14 protein-coding genes and 1 other RNA gene are annotated in these 14838 nt (G+C 64.3%); 7 read left to right on the top strand and 8 right to left on the bottom strand.

Annotation, left to right across the window (positions count from 1 at the left end; genetic code table 11):
• Positions 1-32: 32 nt before the first annotated feature.
• Positions 33-461, top strand: a complete 429-nt coding sequence (locus ACR9ZN_RS25525; protein ID WP_481274394.1) for a cupin domain-containing protein — start codon at positions 33-35, stop codon at positions 459-461.
• A gap of 1 nt (position 462) precedes the next feature.
• Positions 463-915, top strand: a complete 453-nt coding sequence (locus tag ACR9ZN_RS25530; protein WP_454811965.1) for a carboxymuconolactone decarboxylase family protein — start codon at positions 463-465, stop codon at positions 913-915.
• Positions 916-1101: 186 nt separating this feature from the next.
• On the opposite strand, the gene ACR9ZN_RS25535 is transcribed toward ACR9ZN_RS25530, so the two are convergent.
• From ACR9ZN_RS25535 to ffs, 4 genes are all read right to left on the bottom strand, one after another.
• Positions 1102-1440 (bottom strand): hypothetical protein, encoded by a 339-nt coding sequence (locus ACR9ZN_RS25535; protein WP_481273499.1) that lies wholly within the window; start codon positions 1438-1440, stop codon positions 1102-1104.
• A 9-nt stretch (positions 1441-1449) separates the two neighbouring features.
• Entirely contained in the window at positions 1450-1773 is a 324-nt protein-coding gene (locus ACR9ZN_RS25540; RefSeq protein ID WP_149252613.1) for a YbaB/EbfC family nucleoid-associated protein, read from the bottom strand.
• Between the two features lie 20 nt (positions 1774-1793).
• Complete coding sequence (locus ACR9ZN_RS25545; RefSeq protein ID WP_481273500.1) at positions 1794-3605, bottom strand: DNA polymerase III subunit gamma/tau; 1812 nt, start codon at positions 3603-3605, stop codon at positions 1794-1796.
• 162 nt (positions 3606-3767) lie between these two features.
• Positions 3768-3865, bottom strand: an RNA gene (ffs, locus tag ACR9ZN_RS25550) — signal recognition particle sRNA small type.
• 470 nt (positions 3866-4335) lie between these two features.
• Here ffs and ACR9ZN_RS25555 point away from each other — a divergent pair.
• From ACR9ZN_RS25555 to ACR9ZN_RS25570, 4 genes are all read left to right on the top strand, one after another.
• Complete coding sequence (locus ACR9ZN_RS25555; RefSeq protein ID WP_434959220.1) at positions 4336-5397, top strand: DUF4167 domain-containing protein; 1062 nt, start codon at positions 4336-4338, stop codon at positions 5395-5397.
• Positions 5398-5817: 420 nt separating this feature from the next.
• Positions 5818-6306, top strand: coding sequence for a tellurite resistance TerB family protein (locus ACR9ZN_RS25560; RefSeq protein ID WP_441772966.1), 489 nt, complete (start codon positions 5818-5820; stop codon positions 6304-6306).
• Positions 6303-7091, top strand: a complete 789-nt coding sequence (locus ACR9ZN_RS25565) for an SDR family NAD(P)-dependent oxidoreductase (RefSeq protein ID WP_481273501.1) — start codon at positions 6303-6305, stop codon at positions 7089-7091. The genes ACR9ZN_RS25560 and ACR9ZN_RS25565 overlap by 4 nt, the downstream gene beginning before the upstream one ends.
• Before the next feature lie 136 nt (positions 7092-7227).
• Positions 7228-8181, top strand: a complete 954-nt coding sequence (locus tag ACR9ZN_RS25570; protein WP_441772965.1) for an acetyl-CoA carboxylase carboxyltransferase subunit alpha — start codon at positions 7228-7230, stop codon at positions 8179-8181.
• Between the two features lie 63 nt (positions 8182-8244).
• Here ACR9ZN_RS25570 and ACR9ZN_RS25575 read toward each other — a convergent pair whose 3' ends face one another.
• The 4 genes from ACR9ZN_RS25575 to ACR9ZN_RS25590 all read right to left on the bottom strand — a co-directional run bounded on the left by ACR9ZN_RS25575 (position 8245) and on the right by ACR9ZN_RS25590 (position 12699).
• Positions 8245-9522: an ABC transporter permease gene (locus ACR9ZN_RS25575; RefSeq protein ID WP_454811972.1), complete on the bottom strand. Its 1278-nt coding sequence runs from the start codon at positions 9520-9522 to the stop codon at positions 8245-8247.
• Positions 9519-10208, bottom strand: coding sequence for an ABC transporter ATP-binding protein (locus ACR9ZN_RS25580; RefSeq protein ID WP_454811973.1), 690 nt, complete (start codon positions 10206-10208; stop codon positions 9519-9521). The genes ACR9ZN_RS25575 and ACR9ZN_RS25580 overlap by 4 nt, the downstream gene beginning before the upstream one ends.
• 4 nt (positions 10209-10212) lie before the next feature.
• On the bottom strand, positions 10213-10674 hold the full coding sequence (locus ACR9ZN_RS25585; RefSeq protein ID WP_454811974.1) for a hypothetical protein: 462 nt from the start codon (positions 10672-10674) through the stop codon (positions 10213-10215).
• A gap of 252 nt (positions 10675-10926) precedes the next feature.
• On the bottom strand, positions 10927-12699 hold the full coding sequence (locus tag ACR9ZN_RS25590) for an alkaline phosphatase (RefSeq protein WP_434959227.1): 1773 nt from the start codon (positions 12697-12699) through the stop codon (positions 10927-10929).
• Between the two features lie 507 nt (positions 12700-13206).
• On the opposite strand from ACR9ZN_RS25590, the gene ACR9ZN_RS25595 reads away from it, so the two are divergent.
• Positions 13207-14751, top strand: coding sequence for a L,D-transpeptidase family protein (locus tag ACR9ZN_RS25595; RefSeq protein ID WP_481273502.1), 1545 nt, complete (start codon positions 13207-13209; stop codon positions 14749-14751).
• The last annotated feature ends 87 nt before the right edge of the window (positions 14752-14838 follow it).

The following is a 14838-nucleotide window of genomic DNA, read 5'->3' on the forward strand; positions in this document are numbered from 1 at the left end:
GTTGCGGTCATCGCAAGACAGGAACCAAGATGATGATTTCCAGAGCCCTTTTGCTCGGTATGGCCATTGCCCTTGCAGCCACCCCGGCCGTGGCCCATTCGCCGCAATCGAAGGCTGGTGGGGCCAGCGCGGCGCCGGTGTTCGAGCAGGCGCTGCCCAATGTGTCCGGCAAGACCATGACCAGCGTTCTCGTGCGCTACGCCCCCGGCGGCAAGTCGCCCTCGCACACCCATTCCAAATCGGCTTTCGTCTGGGCCTATGTGCTGTCGGGCTCGATCCGCAGCCAGGTGAATGGTGGCCCGGTCAAGGTCTATCGCGCCGGCGAGGGCTGGTTCGAAGAGCCGGGTGCCCACCATCAGATCAGCGAGAACGCCAGCAAGACGAGGCCCGCTTCATTCCTTGCCGTCTTCGTCGCCGATTCCGGCGACCGCAACCTCACCGTCTATGAACAGGAGAAATGAAATGGCCCCGCGCCTCGACTACAACGCCGCCGCTCCCGCCGGCATGAAAGCCCTCGGCGGTGTCTATGGCTATGTCAGCCAGAGCCTGCCCAGGATGCTGGTCAACCTGGTCTATCTGAAGATCTCGCTGATCAATGGCTGCGCCTATTGCATCGACATGCATTCGCGCGACCTCACCAAGGACGGCTTGCCCCAGGAGAAGTTGGTGCTGGTGCCGGTCTGGCACGAGGCCGGCGACTTGTTCAGCCAACAGGAGAAGGCAGCGCTGCGCTGGGCGGAGACAGTGACCAGGGTCGCCGAGACCGCCGTGCCCGAAGCCGAATTCGAGGCTGTGCGGGCGGTGTTTTCAGAGAAGGAGGTGGCTGACCTCACCATCGCGATCGGCCTGATGAATACCTATAACCGCCTGGCGATCAGCTTCCGCAACACGCCGGCTGCGGTGAAGGCAGCTTAAACGTTCGAAGTGTGTCAAGGCGAGGGAGATGGGTTCCCTCCTTCTTCTTCGCCTTGATGAAGATCGAGGAGGGGCGGACCGAGCGATATTGATCGCTCACGGATTTATAGCTTTTTCGAGCGTACCCGCGATCTGCTTCAGTGAAGCCTTCCAAACTCCCACTTTGCCCGCGTCGAAGGCGGTCTTCTACTCGCGATAACCGTCAAGGAACTCCGGATCTGCTTTACCGGCGCCGATCAGAGCGGTGACGCTCTTATCCAACGATTCCTTCGCCAATGTCAGATGGGGCAGCAGGTCCTGAAATCCGCTGCTCATATTGAGGTTCTTCATTCTCACACCCCGCAGGGTGACATGATAAATCTGCCCTAAAGTGGAGTTTCGCTCGATCTTGTCGATGATCACATGCGAGGCCTCCTCGCCAGGGCGTGTGCGGTAGGACCATATTTGGCCCACGGCGTAGTCGCCAGCTTGTGCCATCGTCGTAACGACAAATCCCAAGAAGGCGACAAGCGCCGTCAACCGCATCGAAGCGCCTCAGAACGGCAGCTTCATGCCGGGCGGCAGGGGCAGGCCGGCCGTGATCGAGCCCATCTTTTCCTGCGTCAGGCGGTCGGCCTTGCCACGTGCGTCGTTATGGGCGGCGAGGACGAGGTCCTCGACGATCTCTTTTTCGTCAGCCTTCAAGAGCGATGCGTCGATGTCGACACCCTTCATCTCGCCCTTGGCGGTGAGGCGCACCTTGACGAGGCCACCGCCGGCCACGCCTTCGACCTCGGCCTGTTCCAACTCGGCCTGCAGGGTCTGCATCTTGGCCTGCATGGCCTGCACCTGCTTCATCATGCCCATCACGTCTTTCATGGGAATTTCTCCAAATCCAATCAAATATCGTCGGCCGAATAGGATGCGGCCTCGTCGGCATCATCGGGATCGCCGCCATCATCGGGCGCTGGCGGCAGGGATTGCGTCTCGACCGGGGCGTTGTCCCGGATGTCGACGATCTCGGCGCCGGGAAAGCGTTCCATCACGGCGCGCACGAAGGGATCGGCCCTGATTCCCGAGAGCACGGCGGCCTGCCGGGCCTCGGCCAGCTCGCGCAGGGTCGCCTCGCCCTTTTCCGAGGACAGCACCACCAGCCAGCGCTTGCTGGTCCAGTCCGACAATTTGCGCGAGAGGTCATTGACCAGGCCTTGGGGCGAACCTGGTTCGAGGGCGATGTCGAGGCGGCCATCGGCAAAGGCGACCAGGCGCACGAAGCGCTCCAGAGCGAGCTTCAGCGGCAGGTCGCGCTTTTCCATGGCGAGGCTGACGATCTCGGCAAAGCTGGCGAGCGCGCGGCTCGGCTGCGCGGCCGAGGCCGGTCCCGGCATCGGGGTATGCTGGGGCTGCGGCTGGAACTGCGCCTGGGTAGCGGCGGTGATCAACTGGGCCCGCGGGGTGGCAGGTGGGGGCCCAGGCGGCGATGCGGCAGGTCCGCGTGCCGGTAGGGAGCCGCCATTCTCGCCGAGCTGGCGGATGAGGTCGTCGGGCGAGGGAAGATCGGCCGCATAGCACAGGCGCGCCAGCACCATATCGGCGGCAGCGAGCGGCTTGGCGGCGGTCTGGGTCTCGGGAATACCCTTGAGTAGCATCTGCCACTGGCGCGTCAGCGCCTTGATCGAAAGCGTCTGGGCAAGCTCGGAGCCGCGCACCTTCTCGATCTCGGTGGCCGAAGGATCGTTGGCCGCGGCAGGCGAGATCTTCACGCGCGTGACGAAATGGGTGAATTCGGCCAGTTCCGACAGCACCACCGCCGGATCGGCACCCTGGTCGTATTGGGCACGCAGTTCATCGAGGGCGGAGGCGGCGTCGCCACGCATCACGGCCTCGAACAGGTCGATCACGCGCGAACGGTCGGCGAGGCCGAGCATGGCGCGCACGCTCTCGCCGTCGATCGTGCCGCCACCAAGACTTCCTGACCCGGAATGGGCGATGGCCTGATCGAGGAGGGAAAGGGAATCGCGGACCGAGCCCTCCGCGGCTCGCGCGATCATCGCCAGCGCTGCCGCGTCGATCGAGACGTTTTCCTTCTCGCAGATCATGCCGAGATGGCGTGCGAGCAGGCCACTGTCGACACGGCGCAGGTCGAAGCGCTGGCAGCGTGACAGGATGGTGATCGGAACCTTGCGGATCTCGGTGGTGGCGAAGATGAATTTCACATGCGGCGGCGGCTCTTCCAGCGTCTTCAGCAAGGCGTTGAAGGCCTGGGTGGTCACCATATGGACTTCGTCCATGATGAGGACCTTGAAGCGCGCCGAGACCGGGGCGTAGCGCACGCCGTCGGTAATCTCGCGGATATTCTCGATGCCGTTATGCGACGCGGCGTCGAGTTCCATGACGTCGATGTGGCGGCTGTCGATGATGGCCTGGCAGTGCCGACCGAGGCCTGGCATGTTGATGGTCGGCTTGCCGCCGCCTTCCGGCGGCTCGTAGTTGAGCCCGCGTGCCAGGATGCGCGCCGTCGTGGTCTTGCCGACACCGCGCACGCCGGTGAGCATATAGGCCTGGTGGATGCGGCCCGTCTCGAAGGCGTTGGAAAGGGTACGCACCATCGCGTCCTGGCCAATCAGGTCGTCGAAGGTCTGCGGGCGGTATTTGCGGGCGAGAACGCGGTAGGGCTGGTTATCGGGCGGCGTCGTGTTCGCGTCTTCCATCAATTCCCCCGAATCCCTCGAAGCAGAATTGACCTGCTCCATCCCTGAATGAAGCAGGTCAATTCTGCAAGCATCTGGACTCCAGCAGATTGCGATGGATCGGATCCACGGTCCGATCCATCGCAATCTGCCTGGGGCAATCCGCGATCCGCCGTTCCATGAGGTAGGAGGTTGGACGAAGACCCGCATCGGTCTCGTTGGGGCTGCTTCCTTCCGGATCTGACCCGGTTGGCGAGTGTTGCGTCCACCGCCAACCTCCCGCCGCGTATATGGGCCATCGGCGCGCGAATGACAAGCCGAGGTGCCAAAAAACCTCATATGCCGCAAAATCTCGATTGAGCTGCATATTTCCTGCACAAAGCGCCGGGGCCTTTTAAAAAAGGGCTTGGACTTTGCTGCGCGAGCGACTATCTAGAGATACACAAATCGTTCGGGGCTGGCGTCGATAGTACGAGCCGGCTCTAGTGCAGATGCACTTTTAGTCGAACATCGAGCGAAGCGCTCGTTCGCCCCAACGGTGAAAATGCCTATTCCGGTACCAAGAGCCGAGGTGGCGATCTGCCGGAGTGTGCTGCTGCGCCCGACGCAGGCGGAACCATGGTTTTCCTGACCCGTGCATTGACCAATGTGATGCAATGGCCATGACGAAGGTTCGCCGTCGCCTCGCGGGGTTGCGCAAGTTTATAGCGGAGAATGAGATCAATCTATGAGGCAGGGACAGCAAAAGCGTATGCGTGGTCGTTCACGCGGCGGCAAGGGTCCGAACCCGCTGAGCCGGAGCTATGAGTCGAACGGCCCGGACGTGAAGGTTCGTGGAACCGCCGCCCACATCGCTGAAAAATATGTTCAGCTGGCGCGCGATGCCCAATCCTCCGGCGACCCGATCCTGGCCGAATCCTATCTGCAGCACGCCGAGCACTATTTCCGCATCATCGCGGCGGCGCAGCCCCAGTTCACCAGCGACCAGAATTTCGGCCATGGTGCCGAGGATGAGGAAGAGGGCGACGATTCCGATTTCGAGGGGCCGATCCCCTCGATGCCGCAAGGCTTCGGCTCGCCGGCGAATCAGTTTGGCGCACCGCAGGGATTCGACGAGCAGCCGCGGCTGGTGCAGCCGGGACGCGACCGCAATTACGGTGAGCGTGGCGAAGGCGGTCAGCCTTATCGCGAGCGTGAAAACCGTTTCCGTGACCGCAATGACCGCTTCAATGGCGAACGCAGCCCGCGCGAGGAACGCCAGCCTCGCGAGGACAGGCAGCCTCGCGAAGACCGGCAGCCTCGCGAGGACCGGCCTTATCGGGAGGACCGTCAGCGTGATCGTCCGTTCGACGGACAGGCCAATGGCCCGGTTGCCGAAGGCGAAAGCGGCGGCGAACCGCGCTTCAATCAGCGTCATGGCCGGCGTGACCGCCGTTTCGGCGATCGTGGCGATCGTCCCTTCCGGGATCGCGCCAATACCAGTGATGGGCCGCTGTTCAACGAGCGTGGGCAGGGTGAGCGCGGCACGTTCCAGCCGGCGCCTGTGGTGCCGGTCGATCAGCCCCAACCGGATCTGCATGACGATCACGCCCTTTCCACCTTGCCCTCCTTCATCACCGGCACGCCGGCGGTGGCTCCAGTTGCTCCGGCACCAGCCCCCGCTCCCGCGGCACCGGTAGAAGCAGCGCCGACTGCCGCTCCGGTGGAAGCAGAGGCCGCGGCTACTCCGCGTCCGCGCAAGCGCCGGGTCTCGAAGAAGGCTGCCGCCGCAGGTGAAGCAGCCGAGGCGAGCGCGGAAACGGCCAGCGAATAGGCGCTAAGCAAATCGGCTTTACATGAACAGCCGGCGGTCCTGCGGGACCGCCGGCTTTTTTAATTGCCGATGGGTTGAACTTGCGGAGGGGCTCCGCATATTGAATTCAAGTTCTATTTGTCGCCTGCTACGGCGTTTTGCGATTTGACGGAATCACCCAGAATCGCAAAGAAGCGTTGGAACATGGAGTGAGAGCAAAGTGCGCTTCGGAGAAACCGCGCCTTGCTTTAGGTAATGCCGGCCGGGTGTGGTTGGAGCCCGCGCAGGAAACGGTCTTTGCCGTTTGACGGAATCGCCAAGAACCGCAAAGACGCCTTAGCCAATCACCTGGATTGGCTGGAACACGGAGAGTTGGAGCAAGGCGCATTCACGCGTGAACACGCCTTCTCCGGGGTTTTGGTTCTGAGTCGGGATGTTGCAATGTTGGCTCGCTTGCAAAAGCTGATACGCGGTTTCGCGCTGGGCGAGCCGGCCAGGCCGCGCTATGTCTTCGACGAGACGGATCATCGCGTCGCGGCCGCGGGGCTGCTCGTCCATGCCATGAATGTGGACGGAGTCGAGAGCCCGGCCGAGAAGGCGCGCGTGACCGCGCTGCTGCAGGAGCGCTTTTCGCTCGACGAGGACGAGACCCGCGCTCTGCTGGCGGCAGCAGGAGAGCGCAATCGCGATGCCCTCGATTTCAATGATTTCACCGGCGTGGTGAAGCGCGCCTACAATATCGAGGGCCGTCAGCGCATCATCGAGATGATGTGGGAGATCGTGTTCGCCGACGGCCTCCTGCACGAATTCGAGGATAATCTCGTCTGGCGCGTTGCCGAAGCCCTCGACGTGCCGGGGCCGGCGCGCACCACGATCCGCAGCAAGGTGGCCGCCCAGAACAACGTGCTCCTGCCGGAAGCCAGCGAGTGAGCCGTCCGGTCGCGCTGGTCACGGGAGCCTCGAGCGGCATAGGCGAAGCATTGGCTCATGCCCTGGCCGAGCAGGGCGAGGATCTCCTGCTGATCGCCCGGACACACGGCCAATTGCTGCGCGTCCAGAGCGAGATCGCTGCCGCCACGGGGCGCTTCGTGGCGGTCGCGGCGCTGGATCTCGAACGTGCCGATGCGGCCGAGGCCGTCAGAACCGTGCTGCGGGAACAGGACCTCAGCGTACGGCATCTCGTCAACAATGCCGGCTTCGGCCTGGCGGGCGATATGGCGGATCTGCCGGTATCAGGCCAGGTCGGCATGGTCAACCTCAATTGCCGGGCGCTCCTGGCGCTGACGCTCGCCTTCCTGCCCGAGATCCGAGAAAACGAGGGTGGCGTGCTCAACGTCGCCTCGGTCGCAGGTTTCACGCCGGGGCCGGGCCTTGCCGTCTACTATGCCAGCAAGGCCTTCGTGCTGTCGTTGACGCGAGCGCTGGCCTTCGAGGAGCGTGAGAGCGGCATCAGGGTCTGCGCCCTCTGCCCCGGCCCGGTGCCGACCGGGTTCGGCGCCCGGGCGGGCTTCGGCAAGTCCGGCGTCATCGCCGTCACGCGCCCGCTTTCGGCAAAGGATGTTGCCCATATCGGCCTTGCGGGCTATTTCGGACGTCGTACCGTGGTGGTGCCGGGTATGATCCCCAGGCTGATGGTTGCCATCCTGTCGGTCCTGCCGACGCGGATGGTGCTTCCGGTTCTCGCCCGCGCCCAACGCCAGAGACGACAGAAATAGCACCGTTCGCCGGACCGCCCCTTTCGTCATGAAGTGGTGAACGGTCTGTGCGAAGGGGAGATATACGAAACCCTTCCTTGACTTCCCTGGCGTGAGACGCCAGTTTCCGGCTCCTTTCGTCGTCATTTGGACACCCATGCGCAGCTATCTCGATTTTGAAAAACCCGTGGCCGAACTCGAGGCCAAAGTCGAGGAACTGCGCGCGATGGCGGAGTCGGGTGACGCAGTGGCGATCGGGGACGAGATCCAGCGGCTCGAGGCCAAGGCGAACCAGGCGCTGCGGGATCTCTACGCCCAGCTCACGCCCTGGCAGAAGACCCTGGTGGCTCGCCATCCCGAGCGCCCGCATGCCAATGACTATATCGCCGCCCTGATCGAGGATTTCACGCCGCTTTCCGGCGACCGCAAGTTCGGCGACGACGAAGCCATCATCGGCGGCTTCGGGCGCTTCCGTGGCGAGGCCGTCTGCATCCTCGGTCATGAGAAGGGCTCCGATACCGAAAGCCGTATCCGGCATAATTTCGGCATGGCGCGGCCGGAAGGCTATCGCAAGGCCGTGCGCCTGATGGAACTGGCCGATCGCTTCGAGTTGCCGGTGATCTCCTTCGTGGATACGGCCGGCGCCTATCCGGGCATCGATGCCGAGGAGCGCGGCCAGGCCGAGGCGATCGCCCGCTCGACCGATGCCTGCCTGGGGCTGGGCTCGCCCAGCGTCGCCGTGGTGATCGGCGAAGGCGGCTCGGGTGGCGCCATTGCGGTGGCGGCGGCGAGCCGGGTCCTGATGCTGGAGCATTCCATCTATTCGGTGATCTCGCCGGAAGGCGCGGCCTCCATCCTCTGGCGCGAGGCCAGCAAGGCGCAGGATGCCGCCAACAACATGAAGATCACGGCGCAGGACCTGCTCAAATTCGGCGTGATCGACGCCATCATTCCCGAGCCGACCGGCGGCGCGCATCGCTTGCCCGAGAAGGCAATCGAGACCGCGGGCGATTTCATCCAGAATTCGATGCGCGATTTGTTCAACCAGTCCCGCGAAGCCCTGATCCGGGCGCGCCAGGACAAATATCTGATGATCGGCCGCAGCCTGTAAGGCTGGTGCTTGGGGCGGACGCGAAGTCCGCGGTCCCAGCCGGCGTGCTCTGCAAACCTTACCTCACCCTCGCAAGGCCGCTGCAGGCGATTGCCGGTAGGCGAGCAAAGCGGGTGCGAGGCCGAGGATGGCGGCGAAGCCTGCCAGCAGGGCGGCAAGGCCGAGATCACCTCGCGTGAACGCCACCGGCAGGATCATGCCGCTCCAGCTCGTCACCCAGCCCGATATCGAGAGGGCTCCGAGATAGCCGAGCGCGAAGCCAGCCCCGATGCCGAGCGCCAGCAGGACGAAAAGCTCGGACCACACGATGGCGAGAACGATATGGCGCGGCGTGCCGAGGGCTCGGAGCGCTCCGATCTGGCGCCGGCGCTGGCCGACATGGATCACCGTCACGAAGATCAGGGCAGCCGCGACCAGGAGCTGGGCGCCGGCCGCCACCGCCACCAGCACGGTGCGGGCATCGCCGAGCGTGGCATAGAGCCGCGTCAGCACTTCGGCCGGAAAGACGGCGAGTGTGCCCTCGCCGCGATAGGCCTGGCGCAGCTTGTAAGCGTCGGCGATGGTCTTGGGCTTGACCAGCAGGGCTGGAACGCCTGCGACGGTATTGGCGAAGCTCTCGTCGAGCGGCGCGGTCGCATCGATCGCGCCTTTATGCTCATGCTCCTCATGCCCGGCTTCTTCAGGGTTGGTTTCCTCGTGCTGGGGGTGGGCATCGTGATCAGCCGCTTCCTCGGCATGACCGAGCCCATGCAGATGCCAGACGGCCTGAACAGGCACCAAGACCGCCTTGTCCCAGGCCGTATGGCTCGGCTTGAGACGCCCCACCACGGTATAGGCGAGCTCGGTATGGGCATGGCCCCCTTCCTCGGCCATGCCATGCGAGGGCTTGATGCGGGTGCCGAGCGGAATCCCGGCTGCGGCGCCGACCACTGCCTCGCCCTCGGCAGTGAAGGCGCGGCCTTCGGCCAGGCCATCCGATAGAGCGTTCACCAGGGCCGTCGTGGTGCCGACGATCGGCCGGCCCTGGTAGGAATCGCCGAAGCCGATCGGCGCGGCCCAGGCAACGCGGGGATCGGCGCTGAGTTTGCGCACGGTTTCCGCCGGCATTAGCGGCAGGGGCGAGGGTTGTAGGAACACGGACGAGAGGACGAGCTGGGTCTCGCTGCCGGCGGCGCCGACGACCAGATCGAATCTGTCGGCTGCCCGGGCGCTGCCAAGGCGCATAGCCCGTTCCTGCAGCACCACGCCGACGCCGAGCGCGGTCGCCAGAGCCACCAGCAGCACCACGGCCAGCGCTCCCGGCCAGATCCGGCGCAGATCAGCGAGGACGAAGCGGATCATGCGGCCTGTGCCCTTACCTGCTCGTCGGACACGATATGGCCGGCAGCGAACGTGAGCCGCCTTGCCAGCCGGCCCGTCAGTGCGATGTCGTGCGAGACGATGATGAGCGTGCTGCCTTCCGCGCCGGCGAGCTCGATGAGGAGGTCGCCCACGGCGGCACCGCTCTCGGCATCGAGGCTCGCGGTCGGCTCGTCGGCTACCAGCACGGCCGGCCGGCGCAGCAGGGCCCTGGCGAGGGCGACACGTTGCATCTCGCCGCGGGACATGCCGTCGATCGCCTGATCCGGCCTCAGCAGGCCGACCCGTCCGAGCAGGGTTCGGCCACGCTCGATAGCGGTCTTGCCGGCCCGCCCGGACAGGCGCAGCGGCAACAGCACGTTCTCCAGGGCCGACAGGCCGGGAAAGAGATGAAAATCCTGCATGACCAGGCCGATTGTGCTGCCGCGCCAGCGGTCCCTGGCACCTTCCGGCAGCTTGGCGATGTCGGTATCGCCCCAGCGTATCCGGCCCTGCCCGACGCGTTCGAGGCCGGTGACGACGTTGACGAAGGTGCTCTTGCCGGAGCCCGATGGGCCGGTCACGGCAAGCTGGCTGCCTGCCGCGAGGACGAGCCTGCCGATGCGCAGCACCGGTGTGGCGAGGCCGGGAAAGGAGACGGCGATGTCTTCGAGATCGAGCGCCAGCACCGGCTCAGACCGCCCAATAGTGCGCGTCGCGCAGGCGCAGACGGCTGAGAAAGCCGGTTTCCGGATCGGTCCAGGACCCCATTTCCAGGCGTCCCGACACTTCGATCCTGGTGCCGGGCTGCACGAAGGTCTGCTTCTCGTCGAGATAAACAACAACGATGTTGTCGGGCCAGTCCGAGTCGGAGGAGCAGAAGGGGCAGATCGACATCGGGATTTCGGTGAGCACGAAGAAGGTGGCTTCCGCCTTGAGGGGCGGGGCCATGAAGCCGCTCATCACCACGTCCTTGCCGTCGAGCTCCCTGACCTTGGCCGAGAACTCCAGGCCCAGCACGCTGATCTTGCCATAGAGTTCGGGAAAGCCGAGCGTTGCCGCCGAGGTAGCCAGGGCCGGCTGCGCCAGAAGGAGCGGCGACAGCCCGAGCAAAGTGAGGACGTGGCGGCGGGGCAGGAAAGGGATTGACGTCATGGTGAGCTCTTACGCCGGCCGAGGTCGGCGCTCCCAGGAAACATCGCCTTCGGGCGGCCAACCGCCCGAGGCCGTCGTCCGATCATTAGGCGTTGTCGGCAACAACTGAAACGCTTCCTTTGTCATGCCCGGGCTTGACCCGGGCATCCAGCCGCCTCGTCTTCAATGCCGGGAGGAGGGCTGGATTGCCGGGTCAAGCCCGGCAATGACAAAGGTTGAGCTAATTCGACCTGTTTATTTCCGGGCAAAGCCTTATTGCATCTGGGCTTTCTGGGCGCTGGAAGCGCCGAGTGCGAAGGCGTCGGCCAGGACGCGATAGACATCGCTCTCTTCCAGATAGCCCTTGAAGCCCTCGGCGCCCGGGCCTGTGGCCTGCAGCACGATGTCGTCGACGGCATGGGCGGTGCTGTCATTGTTGCGCGGGATGTTGCCCTGGACGAAGACCGCGCCGGGCACGTCCTTATAGGCCGGATTGGCGACATATTCCTTCTTCTCGTTCTGGATGGCGGGCTCATAGGGGCCACCAAGCTTCGGGCTGAAGGTCTCGTAGTGATCGGGATAGTTTCCGTAGACGACGGCCAGGCGCTTGCTGGGATCGATCTTGTCGGGATAGCCGTCGCCGTCCTTGTCTTCGTAATTGGTGAAGCCGGCGTCGGCATAGATGCCGACCTTTTCGCGCATGTCGGTGCCGGGCTTGCTGTCGTCGACGGTGCCGATCACCGACATGGAATGCGTATGGTCGCCGGTGGCGACGATCAACGTGTCGGGATGGGTCTTGGCGAATTCGCGGGCGATGCCGACGGCCTTGTCGAACTCGATGGTCTCATAGAGCGAGCGCTCGGCATCCTGCGCATGCGACATCTTGTCGATGGAGGCGCCTTCCACCATCAGGAAGAAACCTTCCGGATTCTTGGAAAGCTGGTCGAGTGCCGCCTTGGTCATGTCGACCAGGCCGGGCTGGTTCGGGAACTTCTCGACCGTGCCCTTCTTGAGGAGGAAACGGTCGAGCGCGACGTCCATGTTGCCGGTGTGGAACAGGCCGAGGATCTTGCCGGTATTGGTGCCGGAGGCCGCGGCGAGACTGTCCTTGTCGGTGGCCAGCGCATAGCCGGCGTCCTTGAAGAGCTGGATGTAGTCCTTGTCGTCCTTGCGCTTGGAGCCGGTGGTCGACTTGGGCAGGAAGTAGGCCGAGCCGCCGCCCAGGATGACGTCCGGCTTCACATCGTAGAACATGCCCACGATCTCGGCCTTGTCGGCGCGCTTGCGGGTATGGGAAACCACGGCAGCCGGGGTGGCGTCCTCGATCTCGGCGGTGGAGACCACACCGATCGACTTCTTCGAGGTGCGGCGCACCGCTTCGGCGATGGTTTCGACGCGCGGATCGTCCAGGCTGGCGGGCGTGCGGTCGGCATAGACGCCGAGAGCGTTCACAGCCGTCTTGTGCCCGGTCATGTAAGCCGACATCGTGTTGGCACTGTCGGTGGCGATGGCGTCCGTCGACGAGGTGCCGATGAAGGCCATGTGGTCGAGGTCGTCCATGGCGAGGCGGCCATTGGCCTTGCCCTCGGTCATGCCCTTGGACATGATGCGCGCGCCGGTGCGGTTGGCGACCGTCAGGCCGTCGCCGAGCAGGAAGATGATGTTCTTGGCCTTGGGCGTGGCGGCGGTGCCGAAGACGTCCCAGGTCACGCTGCGGCTCTGCCCGCCGGCCGAGACCTCGATCTTGTAGCTACCCGGCACCGCGAGGGTCAGGCCGCGCAGCAGTACCGCCGAGCCTAGATCCTTGTCGTCCTTGCCCTTCTCGGAGGCGACGAACTCGACGTCCTTGCCGAACACACCCTTGTAGTCCTGCCCGTTGACGGTGACGCGTACATCCTCCGGCTTCACCGTGCCGGCGAACTCGGCCTTGAAGTCGAAGGGCGAGCCGGCCAGGATGGTGGCGCGGTCGAGCGGATAGATGCCCGCGGCCTGGCTGGGACCGATCAGCATGGTGGTGACCGCAAGGGCGGCGAGGAGCGTGCGCATGGCAATCCTTTCGCGGATGCGAACAGACTTTGTCACTGAAGCGTCTTGCGGTTTGGCGAGCGTGCCGAGAGTTGCAAAGACGCGTGGAAACAAAGAACTGGAAGAGGGCGCGTTCCCCCTGAACGCGCTTCGCGCTAGGGATAGCCAGCGCGTGCGACAGGTCCATGACAGCGGGCGGGACCAGGATCAGGCCGTATCACAAGCAGTATAGAGGGGGCATCCGTCAGACCCGGGGCGGCAAAGACTCCATGTCGTATCCTCGCATCCTGCTCGAAATGAAGTTTTGTTGTTGCCGATGCTTGTCTGGTCGTGAGGAAGTCTATAGGGTCCCGGCCGAGTTTCCGGTGGAAGGCCCCTATCGGCGGGGCGTGGAATCAGGCATTGTGCCGTTAAGGTTCCGTTCACGCTGTTGCGTAACCACGACCGGGCCATGGCTTGCGGCGAGCGGTCGTTGATTGTAAATGTCCCTTAGTCCGTATTACTGACTTTGCACGGGTTCACTGGTTCATGACCGCTCACTTCAAGTTGATGCGCAAGATTGCAATGGCCGTGCCGGTCCTTTTGCTGGCGGCGGCCTGTTCCAATCAGAATGGCGCAAGTGTTCGTTCGACTAGCCCGGTGCCGCAGGCCTTGATTGCCGAAATGCAGGCCAAGGGCATGGCGCGTTCCGCGCCCATCCTGGTGCGCATCTACAAGAAGGAGTCCGAACTCGAGCTCTGGAAGCAGACCTCGAGCGGGCGTTATGCTCTGCTCAAGAGCTATCCGGTCTGCCGCTGGTCGGGACAGCTCGGTCCGAAGAAGAGCGAGGGCGACCGCCAGGTGCCCGAAGGCTTCTATGCGGTGGGCATGAGCAGTCTCAATCCGAATTCGCAATATTATCTGTCCTTCGACATCGGCTACCCCAACAACTTCGATCGCCAGCTCGGCCGGGCCGGCGGCAACATCATGGTGCATGGCTCCTGCTCCTCGCGCGGCTGCTTTGCCATGACCGACAAGCAGGTGGCCGAGATCTATGCCGTGGCGCGTGAGGCGTTGCAGGGCGGGCAGGCTTCGTTCCAGGTGCAGTCGCTGCCCTTCCGCATGACGCCCGAGAACATGGCCAGGAATCGCCGCAACCCGAATATCGGCTTCTGGCAGAACCTGAAGGAAGGCACCGACAATTTCGAGGTCACCAAGCAGACGGTCAAGGTCGACGTCTGCAAGGGCCGCTATGTCTTCAACGGCAATGGTGGGACCGATTGCGCTATCGCGCCCGCCAGCCAGAATGTGGCTGCCGCCGTTTACGAGAAGCGGCGCGGCGACGATGCCAAGATCACCTCGCTGGTTGCCTCCGGCACCAAGGCCGTCAACTATATCTACCAGGATGGCGGCTCCAATCCGGTGTTCGCCGCGCGCGCCGTCGACCAGTCGGCTGTGCCCGGCAAGGATCGTCCCTTCACCTATTCGCGTGTCGACGTGACCGAAGTCGCCCTCAACGATGCGGGCGCGCCGGCCACGGAAGCAGACGCGAATGCCGCCCATCGCGTGACCTATGCCGCAGCCGAAAGCCTGCTCTATTCGGAAGCGGCAGTGGCCCGCAAGCCGATCAAGGGCGTGGCGGATCCGAAGGCCGTCGCCAAGCGTCAGGAGGCCGTCTATGCCCGCCTGATGGGCAACAAGCTTCCGGCTCCCATGCCGCAGAAGCCGGTTGCCGTGGCTATGGCTGCTCCCGCTGCCAACGCTCCGCCAAGCCGATTGGTGGCGGCCGCCGCGCCGGAGGGACAGCCCTTCTATGCGCGCTGGCTCGGCTATGCGCCGGCCGAACAACCGGCCTCGCCGGCGGCGGCGATCAATGTCGACCCGATCCAGACCGGCACTGTGCCCGATACCAAGCCGAAGCATGGCAAGGCAAAGACGCTGACGCCGGGCAAGCCGATGATGGCTGGAGCCGCGCTTCCGGCCGCCCAGATGGCCGAGCTGCCGCCGGCGATCACCAATCCGCCGACGGAGCAGCCTTTCTACAAGCGCTGGCTCGGCCTGGGCGGCGACCAAGGCGCCACGGCGACCAACTGAGCTTCGGCCGTTTTCTTGATCGATTGATCCGTGAGCCCTTTCCCGGCATGGGAGAGGGCTCATGCATTCTATTGCGCTTGCCGGCTG

Source organism: Labrys sp. HAY1-8F, assembly GCF_056754975.1.